Genomic DNA, 14,206 nt, shown 5'->3' with positions numbered 1-14,206 from the left:
ATCGGTCATTTTTCGGGCTTTCGCCGCGCCAGCGCCTGCTGCAGTGCATCCAGCGTCACATCCGAATGGCGCTCGGCCTCGTGCAACTTCTGCTCCCAGGCGGCCTTGCACGGTGCCAGGTCGGCATGGTCGCGCGCCTGCAACAGCCATTGCAGGCGGTCATGCCAGTCACCCAGGTCGCCCTGGGCCTGCTTCAGCAAGCGCCGCAACTGCTTGCCCGCATGGTCGAGCTGCGGGTATGCCTCATCACCGTAGCGCGCACGCTTGATCAGCAAACGCAGGCGGTGGCGGTCGTGGGCCGGGTCCTGCAGCGCTTTGTGCAACTTGCGCCACTGTTTGACCAAGCGTTTGTCGATACGCTTTTCCAACCCCTTGACCAGGCCCTCGCGGCCAGCTGCACGCAGGAACAGCGGAAACGCGTCGACAATCGCCAGCACCCGGGTCAGCTGCGGGCTGGCGGCAACACTGGCAAAGGTACTGCCACGCCCTTCCAGGCGCCGCTGCCCGGCCTCGGCAAAACCACGCCCGATCAGTTCGGCCGCCAGCACCTCACGGTCACGCAACGGCGTGGTCAGTGTACCCAACGACTTGGCGGCGTCCTCCAGTTGCTCCACCCCCGGCAGCCCACGCAGCGGCCGCAGCAGGCTGCGCAGGCGCCGCAGGGTGGTGCGCAGGTCATGCAAGGCCTCACTGTCGGTATCGGCAGCCAGGCGCTCGCGGCAGGCCAGCAGGCGCACCTGCAAGGCCACTATCTGGGCAACCACATGATCGAGCATGGCAGACATCGAAAGACGCTCCTTGGTCAGCGCCCGGCGCGAGACTCACGAATATAGAAACGGGCCTTTTCGGCTTTTCTGGTACAGCTTTCATAACCTTCGAACTGCTGCTGGGTCTTGGCCCCGGTCAGCAACGACAAGGCCTTGGAGTAGCTCACGGCACCGGCAAAGCCTTCGGCCTTGGCCAGGTCCAGTTCCTTCCAGGCGGCATCCAGTTGGGTCGCGCAACTCTCGCGGTAGGCCGTCTTGCCCGCGCAGCCAGCAAGGGCCAAGGCGATCAAGGGAAGGCAGATCCAGGCTTTCATCGGTAATACCTCAAAAGAAAAAACGTTGGCTTTTTGACGCCTCGGCAGCTGAAAAGTGCCCTGCCCAGCCCGCTTGGCCCAGCCAGTTTTATTACAGTAGCTCAGCGCGATGCACATTGAAGCACAGGTGGCGATGGGTGCATTGTAGGACCATGGATGCACTGGCCGGGGAATGTTCATGAGCAAACGCGTGGCACTGGTACTGGGATCCGGCGGAGCCCGGGGGTATGCACATATCGGGGTGATCGAGGAAATCGAGCGCCGTGGCTACGACATTGCCTGCATCGCCGGCTGCTCCATGGGCGCGGTGATCGGCGGCATCTATGCCGCCGGCAAGCTGGAAGACTACCGCAACTGGATCGAGAGCCTCGACTACCTGGATGTGTTGCGCCTGGTCGATGTCAGCTTTCGCCTCGGCGCAATTCGCGGCGACAAGGTGTTCGGGCAAATCCGCAAGATCGTCGGCGAGATCAACATCGAGCAATTGCGCATCCCCTACACGGCGGTTGCAGCCGACCTCACCAACCAGCAGGAAATCTGGTTCCAGGAGGGCTGCCTGCACCAGGCCATGCGCGCCTCGGCGGCCATCCCCAGCCTGTTCACCCCGGTGATGCAAGGCAACCGCATGCTGGTCGACGGCGGCATCCTCAACCCGCTGCCGATCGTGCCGGTGGTGTCCAGCCACTGCGACCTGATCATCGCGGTCAACCTCAACGCCACCAACCAGAAGCAGTACCAGTTACCGGTGATCGAACGCCCGGCAGCGTTCAAGATGCGTTTCGATGCCCTGCTCAGTTCGCTGGGCTCGCGCTTGCCGTTCCGGCGCAAGCCGGCGGAGGAGCTGATCCGCATCGAGCAGGAAATCGTCGCCGAAGGGCTTGCGCCGCCAAACCCATGGCTGGCCGATGCCGCCAACCCGGAAGGCCATCAACCGGCGGCGGCGCCGGAGCGCGAAGGCGCACCGAAGTCGGCGACCGGCTCGTTCATCATCGACAACGTGGGGCCCGCTTCGCTGCTGGACTTGATCAACCAGAGCTTCGAGGTCATGCAGACCTCGTTGGCGCAGTACAAGATCGCCGGCTATCCGCCGGATGTACTGATCAACGTGCCCAAACGGGTGTGCCGGTTTTTCGAGTTCTACAAGGCGCCGGAGCTGATTGCCCTGGGGCGAGAGATTGCGCGGGATACGCTGGATAACCATGAAGGGGTGAAACGCTAGGCCTTGTACTGCCTGTAATGGCCTCATCGCCGGCAAGCCAGCTCCCACAGATACCCCGCAATGCTTGAGGCAAGTGTGATACCTGTGGGAGCTGGCTTGCCGGCGATGAGGCCGGAACAGGCAGCAGAAACGAAACAGGCCGCACTGGGCGGCCTGTTCGTTCATGCATCTATCACCTTAGTAACGGGTGATGTCTGCCTTGGCTTCCAGCTGCTTGCGGTACGCCGCGAAGTCTTGCTGGCCAGCACGCGACGCGAGGTAGCGGCGGATCTGCTGCTTCTCTTCGTCCGTGGCAGTAGCGCCTTCGTTGACACCCTTGAGCTGCAGTACCACCAGGCTACCGTCACGCAGCACGACGCTGCCATAAACCGGCTTGTCCTTGGCTTGTGGCTTGCCCAGGCGGAACAGTGCCTGCAGCTCGGCCGGGTCGATACCGTCCTCGCCGCGGGTAACTGCTTCATAGGCCTTCCAGCCCTGCCCTTCGTGCACACTGCCCGCTGCGATGGAACCGTCACGCAGGCCGGCAATCAGCTTGTCCGCCTTGGCCTTGAGCTCGGCAGTCGCCTTCTCCTTGGCCAGGTGCTCGCTGATGTTCTTGGCCACGGCTTCCAGCGGCAGCTGCTCAGGCTTGCGGTGCTCCTTGACGCGCAGTACCACGGTGGTTTCCGGGTCGAGCTCGATGGCGGTGCTGTTGGCACCCTCCTCCAGCACTTCTTCGGAGAATGCGGCCTGCACGACCGAACGGTTGGCAGTGATGCCTTCACCACCCTCGCGGCCGAAGGCTGCGGAGGTTTGCACCTTCAGGTTCAGGTCCTGGGCCGGCTGGGCCAGGTCGGAAGCCTCGTAGGCGGCATCCTGCAGCTGCTTGCTGGCATCTACGTAACGCTGCTCGACCAACGGGATCTTCAGGTCACGGGTCAGCTTGTCCTTCAGGCTGGCGAAGCTCGGCACTTCCGGTGCCTGCACGCCCAGCAGCTTGATCAGGTGGTAGCCGAACTCGGTGCGCACCGGCGCCGAGACCTGGCCATCCTGCAACTTGTACAGCGCATCTTCGAACGCCGGGTCGTAAACGCCCGGGCCGGCGAAGCCAAGGTCACCGCCACTGTTGGCCGAACCCGGGTCCTGGGAGAACTCCTTGGCCAGCGCGGCAAAGTCTTCACCCTTGGCCAGACGCTGCTCGATCTCGTCGGCGCGGGCCTTGGCCTGGGCGTCGGTGACCTTGTCGTTGACCTCGATGAGAATGTGCGCGGCATGGCGCTGCTCGGCGAGGTTGGCGATTTCCTTCTCGTACTGGGCCTTGAGCTCTTCGTCGGTCACCTTGACCTGATCGAAGAACACCGACTTCTTCAGCTCGATGTAGTCGATCACCACCTGGTCTGGCGACATGAACTCCTTGGCGTGCTGGTCGTAGTGCGCCTTGATCTCTTCATCGCTGACCTTGACCGCGGCCGGGTCGGCCTTGAAGGTCAGGGAAGCGAAGTCACGGGTCTGCTTCTCGAGGCGGGCAAACGCATCGACCTGCTGGTCGGTGACGAAGCTGCTGCCGGCCAGGCCGGTGCGCAGCTGGCCGATAAGCATTTCCTCGGCGAGCATGTCGCGGAACTGCATGCGGCCATAGCCCATCTGGCGAATGACCTGGTCAAAACGGTCGGCACTGAACTTGCCGTCCACCTGGAATTCCGGCGTCTGCAGGATCACTTGATCCAGCGCGGCCTCGGAGAAGGCGAATTTGGCATCTTCGGCGCCTTGCAGCAGCAGCTTGCGGCTGATCAGGCCTTTCAGTGCCTCTTCACGCAGCAATTTGTCGTCCAGCAGCGCCGGGTCGAAATCCTTGCCCAACTGTTGCATCAGCTGACGGCGCTGCATGTCGGCCGCCTGGCTCAGCTCGTTCTGGCTGATGGTCTGGCCGTTCACCTTGGCGGCGTCCTGGCTATGTGTGGCGGCCTGGAAAATGGCTTCGAAGCCGGTCAACGCCATCAACACGACGATAAGGCCGATGATGGTCTTGGCAATCCAACCTTGTGAATTGTCCCTGATATTTTGCAGCATGCGTCCCCCAGAAACGGCTGTACCACTGCGTCGACAACCGCGGAGCGTGGGTAGAAACCTGATAAAAGAAAGGCGCATCCGAGGATGCGCCTTTTCTTAGCAAACGTGTCAGGCGGGAACGTTTGCGCCCCGCCATCACCGTGCTCGGACCTGGCCAGGCCGGGTCCGGCTGAAAGAGACGACTTAGTTGACGGCGTCTTTCAGGCCTTTGCCAGCCTTGAAGCCTGGAACCTTGGCGGCAGCGATCTTGATCGCGTTACCGGTTTGCGGGTTGCGGCCGGTGCGCTCTGCACGCTCCTTGACCGAGAAGGTACCGAAACCAACCAGTACCACATCGTCACCTTGCTTCAGGGCGCCGGTGACGGATTCGATGACTGCGTCCAGCGCACGGCCGGCTACAGCTTTCGGGATGTCAGCAGATGCGGCGATAGCGTCAATCAGTTCCGACTTGTTCACTCTAAGTCCCCTTATTTCTCTATTGAGTTTGTTTCTAAGTATGTAATGAAAAGCTTATGAAACGTGCGCTGGGTGGCCTGATGACAATAGCGTGCCGCTTTATAGCAAGGCCCCGAAAAAACTGTCAAGGAAAGCCCCCCAGCCAAAAACTACTAGTGCGTGCTAATTCTTTCCTTAGCATCGCCGTCGCGCTTTTCATCTTTCGCGACAATCTCCGGAGCCACATCTGGCAAGGGCTCCGGGGCGTATTGCAGCGCAATTTGCAGGACTTCGTCAATCCATTTGACCGGTTTGATCTGCAGATCCTGTTTGATATTTTCCGGAATCTCCTTCAGATCGCGAACATTCTCCTCGGGAATGATCACCGTCTTGATCCCGCCACGGTGTGCCGCCAGCAGTTTTTCCTTCAACCCGCCAATGGCCAGCACCTGGCCACGCAGGGTGATTTCGCCGGTCATGGCCACATCGGCACGTACCGGAATCTGCGTCAGCGCCGACACCAGCGCGGTGCACATGCCGATACCGGCACTTGGGCCGTCCTTCGGCGTGGCGCCTTCCGGCATGTGGATATGCACGTCGTGCTTCTCGTGGAAGTCGGCGGCGATACCCAGGCTGCGGGCACGGCTGCGCACCACGGTCTGCGCGGCGGTGATCGACTCGACCATGACGTCGCCCAGCGAGCCGGTCTTGATCAGCTGGCCCTTGCCGGGGATGACCACGGCTTCGATGGTCAGCAGTTCGCCGCCCACCTGGGTCCAGGCCAGGCCGGTAACCTGGCCGATCTGGTCCTGCTGCTCGGCCAGGCCGTAGCGGAACTTGCGCACGCCCAGCAGGTGTTCCAGCTGCTCGCTGGCCACCTTGACCTTGACCTGCTTCTGCCCGGTATGTTCCTTGACCACCTTGCGGCAGACCTTGGCGATTTGCCGCTCCAGGCCACGCACACCGGCTTCGCGGGTGTAGAAGCGGATGATGTCGCGGATCGCCGAGACGTCGACTTCCAGCTCGTCCTTCTTCAAGCCGTTGGCCTTGACCTGCTTGGGCACCAGGTACTTGACCGCGATGTTGATCTTCTCGTCCTCGGTGTAGCCCGGCAGGCGGATGACTTCCATCCGGTCGAGCAGCGCCGGCGGGATGTTCATCGAGTTCGAGGTGCACAGGAACATCACGTCCGAGAGGTCGTAGTCGACCTCCAGGTAGTGGTCGTTGAAGTTGTGGTTCTGCTCCGGGTCGAGCACTTCGAGCAGTGCCGAAGCCGGGTCGCCACGCATGTCGCTGCCCATCTTGTCGATTTCGTCCAGCAGGAACAGCGGGTTGCGCACCCCCACCTTGGTCATCTTCTGGATCAGGCGGCCAGGCATGGAACCGATGTAGGTACGGCGGTGACCACGGATCTCGGCCTCGTCACGCACACCACCCAGGGCCATGCGCACGAACTTGCGGTTGGTGGCAGCGGCGATCGACTCGGCCAGCGAGGTCTTGCCGACGCCAGGTGGGCCGACCAGGCACAGTACCGGCCCGCGGATCTTCTTGACGCGCTTTTGCACGGCAAGGTACTCGAGGATGCGTTCCTTGACCTCTTCCAGGCCGTAGTGGTCCGCATCGAGGATTTCCTCGGCCTTGGCCAGGTCCAGGCGCACCTTGCTCTGGGCCTTCCACGGCACCTGCACCAGCCAGTCGAGGTAGGACCGGACCACGGTGGCCTCGGCCGACATCGGCGACATCTGCTTGAGCTTGTTCAGCTCGGCCTGGGCCTTGGCCAGTGCGTCCTTGGGCAGGCCAGCGGCTTCGATGCGCTTTTTCAGCTCTTCGACTTCGTTGTGGCCTTCGTCGCCATCGCCGAGCTCTTTCTGAATGGCCTTCATCTGCTCATTCAGGTAGTACTCGCGCTGGCTGCGCTCCATCTGTTTCTTGACCCGACCGCGAATGCGCTTTTCGACCTGCAGCAGGTCGATTTCGGCATCCAGCAGCGCCAGTACGTGCTCGACACGGGTCGGCAGGTCGACGATTTCGAGAATTTCCTGTTTCTGCTCGATCTTCAAGGCCATGTGTGCGGCCATGGTATCGACCAGGCGCCCTGGCTCTTCGATGCTGTTCAGCGACGACAGCACTTCGGCAGGGACTTTCTTGCCCAGCTGCACGTACTGCTCGAACTGCGACAGCAGCGTGCGCACGAACACTTCCGACTCGCGCTCGGCGGCGTCGACTTCGTCAATCAGGGAAACTTCGGCACGGATGTGCCCTTCTACTTCGCTGAAACGCTCCACGGCGCCACGCTGCTCGCCCTCGACCAGCACCTTTACGGTGCCATCGGGCAGTTTCAGCAATTGCAGCACGGTGGCAACGGTACCGACGCGGTACAGGGCGTCTTCGCCCGGATCATCGTCGGCCGGGTTTTTCTGGGCCAGCAGGAGGATCTGCTTTTCGCCCGTCATCGCCGCCTCAAGGGCTTCGATGGACTTTTCGCGCCCCACGAACAGCGGGATGACCATGTGCGGGTAAACAACGACATCGCGCAATGGCAAAAGAGGCAAGTCGAGGGTGGTCTTCATGATTTCGCCTCTACAGCGGCCTTATGGCCGGAAACCGGTGGAAATGATGCTTGGACCTAATGTGGGGGCACGCTTGGGAAATTACAAGCGCTAGCGCAGGAAAAGCAGAAAGGGGCCCGTAGGCCCCTTCTTGCTTGCAACCGTCAACCGGCCATTGCCTGGATCAGGCGTCCGGTGCGGCCTTGGCTTGCGGCTCGCTGTTCTCGTAGATCATCAGCGGCTGCGAGGTGCCATCGATGACGCTCTCGTCGATCACCACCTTGCTGACATCCTTCTTCGAAGGAATCTCGTACATGGTGTCGAGCAGCACGCCTTCGAGGATCGAACGCAGGCCACGGGCGCCGGTCTTGCGCTCCAGGGCCTTGCGCGCCACGGCCTTGAGCGCATCGCTGCGGAACTCGAGGTCGACGCTTTCCATCTCGAACAGCTTGGCATACTGCTTGGTCAGGGCGTTCTTCGGCTCGGTGAGGATCTGCATCAGCGCAGCCTCGTCCAGTTCGTCGAGGGTTGCCAGTACCGGCAGGCGGCCGACGAATTCCGGGATCAGGCCAAACTTGACCAGATCGTCCGGCTCGACCTCACGCAGGGACTCGCCAACCTTCTTGCCCTCTTCCTTGCTGCGTACTTCGGCGCCAAAACCGATGCCACCCTTGGTGGAGCGGTTCTGGATGACCTTTTCCAGGCCCGAGAAGGCGCCACCGCAGATGAACAGGATGTTGCGGGTATCGACCTGCAGGAATTCCTGTTGCGGGTGCTTGCGGCCGCCCTGCGGCGGAACCGAGGCCACGGTGCCTTCGATCAGCTTCAGCAGTGCCTGCTGCACGCCCTCGCCCGAGACGTCACGGGTGATGGACGGGTTGTCCGACTTGCGCGAAATCTTGTCGATCTCGTCGATGTAGACAATGCCCATCTGGGCCTTTTCCACGTCGTAGTCGCACTTCTGCAACAGCTTCTGGATGATGTTCTCGACGTCCTCACCCACGTAACCGGCTTCGGTCAGGGTGGTGGCGTCAGCAATGGTGAACGGTACGTTCAACAGGCGTGCAAGGGTTTCGGCGAGCAGGGTCTTGCCCGAGCCGGTTGGCCCGATGAGCAGGATGTTGCTCTTGCCGAGTTCGACTTCGTCACCCTTCTTGTCACGCTGGTTCAGGCGCTTGTAGTGGTTGTACACCGCTACGGCAAGCACCTTCTTCGCGCGTTCCTGACCAATGACGTACTGGTCCAGGATACCGCTGATTTCTTTCGGCGAAGGCAATTTGTGCGCGCTGCTCTCGGCCTGGGCTTCCTGCACCTCCTCACGGATGATGTCGTTGCACAGGTCGACGCACTCGTCGCAGATAAATACCGAGGGCCCGGCAATCAGTTTGCGCACTTCGTGCTGGCTTTTGCCGCAGAAGGAGCAATAAAGCAATTTGCCGCTGTCCTCGCCGTTACGGGTGTCAGTCATTCGATCGATCCAATCCGGTAGGCTTGCAACACAAGATGAAGGCAATTGCGGGCTTTTTCAAGTCCGCAGGTAGGCGCTTTCCGCGCCTACCTGCTCTGGCACCCCGGTTCAGGAGGCCAGTTGCCGCTTGTCGTAGACCGAGTCGATCAGGCCGTACTCGGCCGCGCGCGAGGCGCTCATGAAGTTGTCACGTTCGGTGTCGCGCTTGATGGTCTCGAGATCCTGGCCGGTATGGTAGGCCAGCAGCTCGTTCAGGCGGGCCTTGATATTGAGGATTTCCTGGGCGTGGATCTCGATATCGGTGGCCTGACCCTGGAAGCCGCCCAGCGGCTGGTGGATCATCACGCGCGAGTTCGGCAGGCAGTGACGCTTGCCCTTGGCACCTGCAGCCAGCAGGAAGGCGCCCATGCTGCAGGCCTGGCCGATGCAGATGGTCGAGACGTCCGGCTTGATGAACTGCATGGTGTCGTAGATCGACATGCCGGCGGTGACGGAACCGCCCGGCGAGTTGATGTACAGATGGATATCCTTGTCCGGGTTTTCCGCTTCAAGGAACAGCAGTTGCGCGACGACGAGGTTGGCCATGTAGTCCTCTACCGGGCCAACCAGGAAGATCACACGCTCCTTCAACAGGCGCGAGTAGATGTCGTAAGCGCGTTCGCCACGGGCGGACTGCTCGATAACCATCGGGACCAGGCCGCCTGCGGCCTGGATGTCAGAGCTCTGCTGAATATAAGAATTGCGGGACATGTCCTGCGCTCACTCCCAAATAGTCATGGCTTGAATACGCACAAGCCAGCTCGAAGGCTGGCTTGTGGGGGTTTCCTACGAGAGAAGCCTGTTACTCAGCGGCGGCTGGAGCCTGTGCTGGTTTAACGGCATCTTCGTACGAGACCGACTTGTCGGTCACAGTCGCTTTCTGCAGAACAGTATCTACAACTTGTTCTTCCAGCACAACCGAACGGACTTCGTTCAGTTGCTGGTCGTTCTTGTAGTACCAGGCGATGACCTGCTCAGGCTCTTGGTAAGCCGAAGCCATTTCTTCGATCATTTCGCGAACCTTGCCTTCGTCCGGCTTCAGCTCGAACTGCTTGACCACTTCGGCCACGATCAGGCCCAGGACCACACGGCGCTTGGCTTGTTCTTCGAACAGCTCGGCCGGCAGTTGCTCAGGCTTGATGTTGCCACCGAACTGCTGAACAGCCTGCACGCGCAGACGGTTGACTTCGTTTTCCAGCAGGGCCTTCGGCACTTCGATCGGGTTGGCAGCCAGCAGACCGTCCATGACCTGGTTCTTCACCTTGGCCTTGATGGCCTGGCGCAGTTCACGCTCCATGTTCTTGCGAACTTCGGTGCGGAAGCCTTCCAGGGTCGATTCCTTGATGCCGAACTGGGCGAAGAACTCTTCGTTCAGCTCTGGCAGCACAGGAGCGGCAACGCTGTTGACGGTGATGGTGAACTCGGCGGCTTTGCCAGCCAGGTCCAGGTTCTGGTAGTCCTCAGGGAAGGTCACGTTGACAACGCGCTCTTCGCCAGCCTTGGCGCCAACCAGGCCGTCTTCGAAGCCTGGGATCATGCGGCCGGAGCCCAGTACCAGCTGGGTGCCCTTGGCCGAACCACCGGCGAACACTTCACCGTCGACCTTGCCGACGAAGTCGATGTTGACCTGGTCGTCGTTCTGCGCAGCGCGCTCGACGGCCTCGAAGCGGGTGTTCTGCTTGCGCAGCACTTCCAGCATGTTGTCCAGGTCGGCGTCAGCCACTTCGGCGCTCAGGCGCTCGACGTTGATCGACTCGAGGCCGCCAACGGTGAACTCCGGGAACACTTCGAAGATGGCGACGAATTCCAGGTCCTTGCCCTTTTCGAAGGACTTCGGCTCTACCGCAGGGGCGCCAGCCGGGTTCAGCTTCTGCTCGACGATGGCTTCGTAGAAGGATGCCTGGACCAGGTCACCGAAAGCCTCTTGACGGGCATCGGCTTCGAAACGCTGACGGATCACGCTCATCGGCACTTTGCCTGGGCGGAAGCCGGCAACCTTGGCGCGCTTGGCAGTCTGTTGCAGACGCTTGTTGACTTCGTTCTCGACGCGCTCGGCCGGAACGGCGATGGTCATGCGGCGCTCGAGAGCGGAAGTGTTTTCAACAGAAACTTGCATGGATATTCCTCGTTGCACAGACGTTAGCCGGCGTTAGCCCGACTCCAGAATCAAGGGCAAGCATTCTAGTGAGTCGCGCAGCAGAAGTCACCCCACTCGGGACGACGGAAAACCACGCCGGTCGATTAACTTTCAAGGCCCGCACGACAGAACGCCGGGCCTGCTTCAATGGGGGCCGCACGACGCCCGGGGCGCCCTACAGCCGAAATACCTTGTCAAACAACTACCAGGAACGAAATCGATGCCTTTATTCAGGGTCGATTTCGTTGAACTGGCAGTACTCCTCCCACTCCATCCCCAGCGCCTCGGCTACCTCGCGGTGCGTCTCCAGGCGCATGGCCTGCAGTTGCTCGGGGGTTTCGGCGATCAGTTGCAGGGCCAGCTCCCAAGGCTGGATACCCTGCTCCTCGGCCGCATCCTCGAACGCCCACTCGATCTGCTGGGCCTGCTCGCGGGCATCCAGCTCACGGATCTCTTCGAGCAGCTGCGGGTTGGCCTCGGCAAAGCGCTGTAGCGCCAGGGCCTGACGGGCTTCTTTTGCGATCATCGGGCTGTTCCTCTGCCGGCCAAATGGGCCGGCGTTTCAACCGGCTGAAATCTAACAGCTTTTATTGGGATGTCACCAGAGGATTGCAAGGGCCGGGATCGATTGATTTGCAACCCGGCGAACACTCCTACAGCACTGCGGGAAACACGCTATGGCACAAGCGATTGCCCTGCGCTTGAATGGAGCACCTTTTTTGGTACACTTCCATGGACAGGAACGCAACAACACTAGATGTCCGCTTCTTTCGCACCGAAGCCGGCAATGAGCCTGTACGCGAATGGTTGACCTCACTCCCCCGCACCCACAAACACCTGATTGGAACCGAGATCAAGACAATACAAATCGGATGGCCGCTAGGCATGCCCATTGTCAGGAAGCTCGGGAAAGGCCTATGGGAGGCCAGGGTCAACCTTGAGAACACGATCGCCCGGGTTCTATTTACCGTGGATGGAAACACCATGGTCCTGCTTCACGGCTTCATCAAGAAGAGCCAGAAAACATCAGCGCCGGACCTGGCCGCCGCCAGGCAGCGCCAAGCCGCCATAAAGAGGCACAAGCAATGACCACACATATCGGCTCCGACTTCGACGACTTCCTGGCAGGCGAGGACCTTGCAGAGGAGGTATCCGCAGCCGCCCTGAAGCGCGTGATCGCCTGGCAGATCGCCGAGGCCATGAAAGCGCAGAAGATCAGCAAGAAGGCATTGGCCGAGCGCATGCACACCAGCCGCACTGCGGTTGACCGGGCGCTCGACCAGAACGACCCAGGCATGACACTGGCAACCCTGGCCAGCGCAGCGCGCGCCCTCGGGCATCGCGTAGAGGTGCGCCTGATACCGGAAAACAGCCCTGCCCTCGCCTGAGCGCAGCGCGCCAGATCAGGGCGCAAAACAAAAAGGCGCCCGATCTCACGATCAAGGCGCCTTCGAAGAATATGGGGTGGACGATGGGAATCGAACCCACGACAACTGGAATCACAATCCAGCGCTCTACCAACTGAGCTACGCCCACCATATTGCAGTCTTGCGATGTTGCGGTACAGCCTTACAGAAGCATGGTGCGGACGAAGAGACTCGAACTCTTACAGCTTGCGCCGCTGGAACCTAAATCCAGTGTGTCTACCAATTTCACCACGTCCGCGTAACGCTTAAAACAAAGGCGCCAGATGCTATCGAGGCGCCTTTGAAGAATATGGGGTGGACGATGGGAATCGAACCCACGACAACTGGAATCACAATCCAGCGCTCTACCAACTGAGCTACGCCCACCATATTGCATTACAGCCTACTTGCTTGCCAAAGCTGCCTAATGGCGCACCCGGCAGGACTCGAACCTGCGACCATCCGCTTAGAAGGCGGATGCTCTATCCAGCTGAGCTACGGGCGCTTAAGCTTGAAGCCTAACCGAACGAGATCTTAACAGGTAACTGCTAAACCACTCATTCTGCCCGACTTAGCCAACCAGTGCTAGGCTGTGCCCGACAAGTGCGGCGAATCTTATAGGCGGGCCTGATAGTCGTCAACACCTTTCTCAAAAAAATTTAAATTATTTAAGGGCTTAGGGGATTTGCCCGACCACCCGCCTTTGCCCTTGGCCCATGTCGTGCGAGAATGCGCCCTCTTTAATTGTTTCCTTCTCGATGGTTAATCACGCGTCTATGACTGCACACCTAATCGATGGCAAGGCGATCGCCGCCAGCCTGCGCCAGCAGATCGCTCAACGTGTCGTGGAGCGTCGCCAGCAAGGCCTGCGTACGCCGGGCCTGGCGGTGATCCTGGTCGGCACCGACCCCGCCTCCCAAGTCTATGTCTCGCACAAGCGCAAGGACTGCGAAGAGGTCGGCTTCATTTCGCAGGCGTTCGACCTGCCCAGCGAAACCACGCAGCAGGCCCTGACCGAGCTGATCGACCGCCTCAATGACGACCCGGCCGTCGACGGTATCCTGCTGCAGTTGCCGCTGCCGGCGCACCTGGACGCCTCGCTGCTGCTCGAGCGCATCCGCCCGGACAAGGACGTGGATGGCTTCCACCCGTACAACATCGGTCGTCTGGCCCAGCGCATCCCGCTGCTGCGCCCGTGCACGCCGAAGGGCATCATGACCCTGCTGGAAAGCACCGGCCAGGACCTGTACGGCATGAACGCGGTCATCGTCGGCGCCTCCAACATCGTTGGCCGCCCGATGGCGATGGAGCTGCTGCTGGCCGGCTGCACCGTGACCGTCTGCCACCGCTTCACCAAGGACCTCCCCGGCCATGTCGGCCGCGCCGACCTGGTGGTAGTGGCCGCAGGCAAGCCGGGCCTGGTCAAGGGTGAGTGGATCAAGGAAGGTGCCATCGTCATCGACGTGGGCATCAACCGCCAGGAAGACGGCAAGCTGGTCGGCGACGTGGTCTACGAGACCGCCCTGCCGCGCGCCGGCTGGATCACGCCGGTGCCGGGCGGCGTCGGGCCGATGACCCGCGCATGCCTGCTGGAGAACACGCTGTATGCGGCGGAAGAGCTGCACAAGTAATACCGCGTGACATGAAAACGGCACCTCTGGCAGGTGTCGTTTTTTTTGCCCGCAAAATATGCACTGGGCTTACCGGCCTCTTCGCGGGCTTGCCCGCTCCCACAGGTACTGCGCCGCTCTCAAGACGCGTGGGGTACGTGGACTGCCCCCGAAAGGTTGGAGAGTTTTAGCCAGTGGCCTGAATCCTGTATC

General features: G+C 60.9%; 13 protein-coding genes and 4 tRNA genes. 4 read left to right on the top strand and 13 right to left on the bottom strand.

Features of this window, described 5'->3' with window-relative positions:
- Positions 1–5: 5 nt before the first annotated feature.
- Together B2790_RS04755 and B2790_RS04750 are read right to left on the bottom strand one after the other, a co-directional pair.
- Entirely contained in the window at positions 6–785 is a 780-nt protein-coding gene (locus B2790_RS04755) for a CHAD domain-containing protein (protein WP_286918363.1), read from the bottom strand.
- A gap of 17 nt (positions 786–802) precedes the next feature.
- Positions 803–1,081, bottom strand: coding sequence for a hypothetical protein (locus tag B2790_RS04750; RefSeq protein WP_003259403.1), 279 nt, complete (start codon positions 1,079–1,081; stop codon positions 803–805).
- Positions 1,082–1,259: 178 nt separating this feature from the next.
- Between B2790_RS04750 and B2790_RS04745 the strand changes: the two genes are divergently transcribed.
- The gene (locus tag B2790_RS04745; RefSeq protein WP_286918362.1) at positions 1,260–2,300 is read left to right on the top strand and encodes a patatin-like phospholipase family protein; all 1,041 of its coding nucleotides are present in this window, start codon (positions 1,260–1,262) and stop codon (positions 2,298–2,300) included.
- 177 nt (positions 2,301–2,477) lie between these two features.
- Here the strand turns inward: B2790_RS04745 and B2790_RS04740 are convergent, their stop codons facing one another.
- The 7 genes from B2790_RS04740 to B2790_RS04710 all read right to left on the bottom strand — a co-directional run bounded on the left by B2790_RS04740 (position 2,478) and on the right by B2790_RS04710 (position 11,503).
- Entirely contained in the window at positions 2,478–4,349 is a 1,872-nt protein-coding gene (locus B2790_RS04740) for a SurA N-terminal domain-containing protein (protein ID WP_025338420.1), read from the bottom strand.
- 183 nt (positions 4,350–4,532) lie between these two features.
- On the bottom strand, positions 4,533–4,805 hold the full coding sequence (locus tag B2790_RS04735; protein ID WP_003259401.1) for an HU family DNA-binding protein: 273 nt from the start codon (positions 4,803–4,805) through the stop codon (positions 4,533–4,535).
- A gap of 152 nt (positions 4,806–4,957) precedes the next feature.
- A complete protein-coding gene (lon, locus tag B2790_RS04730; protein WP_015269697.1) occupies positions 4,958–7,354 on the bottom strand; it encodes an endopeptidase La in 2,397 nt (798 codons plus the stop codon).
- A gap of 163 nt (positions 7,355–7,517) precedes the next feature.
- Positions 7,518–8,801 carry an ATP-dependent Clp protease ATP-binding subunit ClpX gene (clpX, locus tag B2790_RS04725; protein ID WP_025338419.1) on the bottom strand — a complete coding sequence of 428 codons (1,284 nt, stop codon included), beginning with the start codon at positions 8,799–8,801 and terminating at the stop codon, positions 7,518–7,520.
- Between the two features lie 108 nt (positions 8,802–8,909).
- Positions 8,910–9,551: an ATP-dependent Clp endopeptidase proteolytic subunit ClpP gene (gene clpP, locus B2790_RS04720; protein WP_003259400.1), complete on the bottom strand. Its 642-nt coding sequence runs from the start codon at positions 9,549–9,551 to the stop codon at positions 8,910–8,912.
- A gap of 91 nt (positions 9,552–9,642) precedes the next feature.
- Positions 9,643–10,956, bottom strand: coding sequence for a trigger factor (gene tig, locus B2790_RS04715; protein WP_024086620.1), 1,314 nt, complete (start codon positions 10,954–10,956; stop codon positions 9,643–9,645).
- A 247-nt stretch (positions 10,957–11,203) separates the two neighbouring features.
- Positions 11,204–11,503, bottom strand: a complete 300-nt coding sequence (locus B2790_RS04710; RefSeq protein ID WP_025338418.1) for a DUF6388 family protein — start codon at positions 11,501–11,503, stop codon at positions 11,204–11,206.
- A 206-nt stretch (positions 11,504–11,709) separates the two neighbouring features.
- Here B2790_RS04710 and B2790_RS04705 point away from each other — a divergent pair, with 206 nt between their 5' ends.
- On the top strand, positions 11,710–12,066 hold the full coding sequence (locus B2790_RS04705) for a type II toxin-antitoxin system RelE/ParE family toxin (RefSeq protein ID WP_286918361.1): 357 nt from the start codon (positions 11,710–11,712) through the stop codon (positions 12,064–12,066).
- Positions 12,063–12,365: an XRE family transcriptional regulator gene (locus B2790_RS04700; RefSeq protein ID WP_133971000.1), complete on the top strand. Its 303-nt coding sequence runs from the start codon at positions 12,063–12,065 to the stop codon at positions 12,363–12,365. Before B2790_RS04705 ends, B2790_RS04700 begins: the two co-directional genes overlap by 4 nt.
- Positions 12,366–12,437: 72 nt before the next feature.
- Here B2790_RS04700 and B2790_RS04695 read toward each other — a convergent pair.
- From B2790_RS04695 to B2790_RS04680, 4 genes are all read right to left on the bottom strand, one after another.
- A tRNA-His gene (locus B2790_RS04695) sits at positions 12,438–12,513 on the bottom strand.
- Between the two features lie 44 nt (positions 12,514–12,557).
- Positions 12,558–12,642 (bottom strand) — tRNA-Leu (locus B2790_RS04690).
- Positions 12,643–12,694: 52 nt separating this feature from the next.
- A tRNA-His gene (locus tag B2790_RS04685) sits at positions 12,695–12,770 on the bottom strand.
- 41 nt (positions 12,771–12,811) lie between these two features.
- Positions 12,812–12,888, bottom strand: a tRNA-Arg gene (locus B2790_RS04680).
- A 271-nt stretch (positions 12,889–13,159) separates the two neighbouring features.
- On the opposite strand from B2790_RS04680, the gene folD reads away from it, so the two are divergent.
- Positions 13,160–14,014 carry a bifunctional methylenetetrahydrofolate dehydrogenase/methenyltetrahydrofolate cyclohydrolase FolD gene (gene folD / locus B2790_RS04675; protein ID WP_025338415.1) on the top strand — a complete coding sequence of 285 codons (855 nt, stop codon included), beginning with the start codon at positions 13,160–13,162 and terminating at the stop codon, positions 14,012–14,014.
- The last annotated feature ends 192 nt before the right edge of the window (positions 14,015–14,206 follow it).

Origin of the sequence: Pseudomonas sp. UBA6753, from assembly GCF_002453565.1 — a bacterium.
Taxonomy (GTDB): domain Bacteria; phylum Pseudomonadota; class Gammaproteobacteria; order Pseudomonadales; family Pseudomonadaceae; genus Aquipseudomonas; species Aquipseudomonas putida_Z.
Note: the sequence above shows the minus strand (reverse complement) of the source record. Positions and strands in the feature narration are given on the sequence as shown.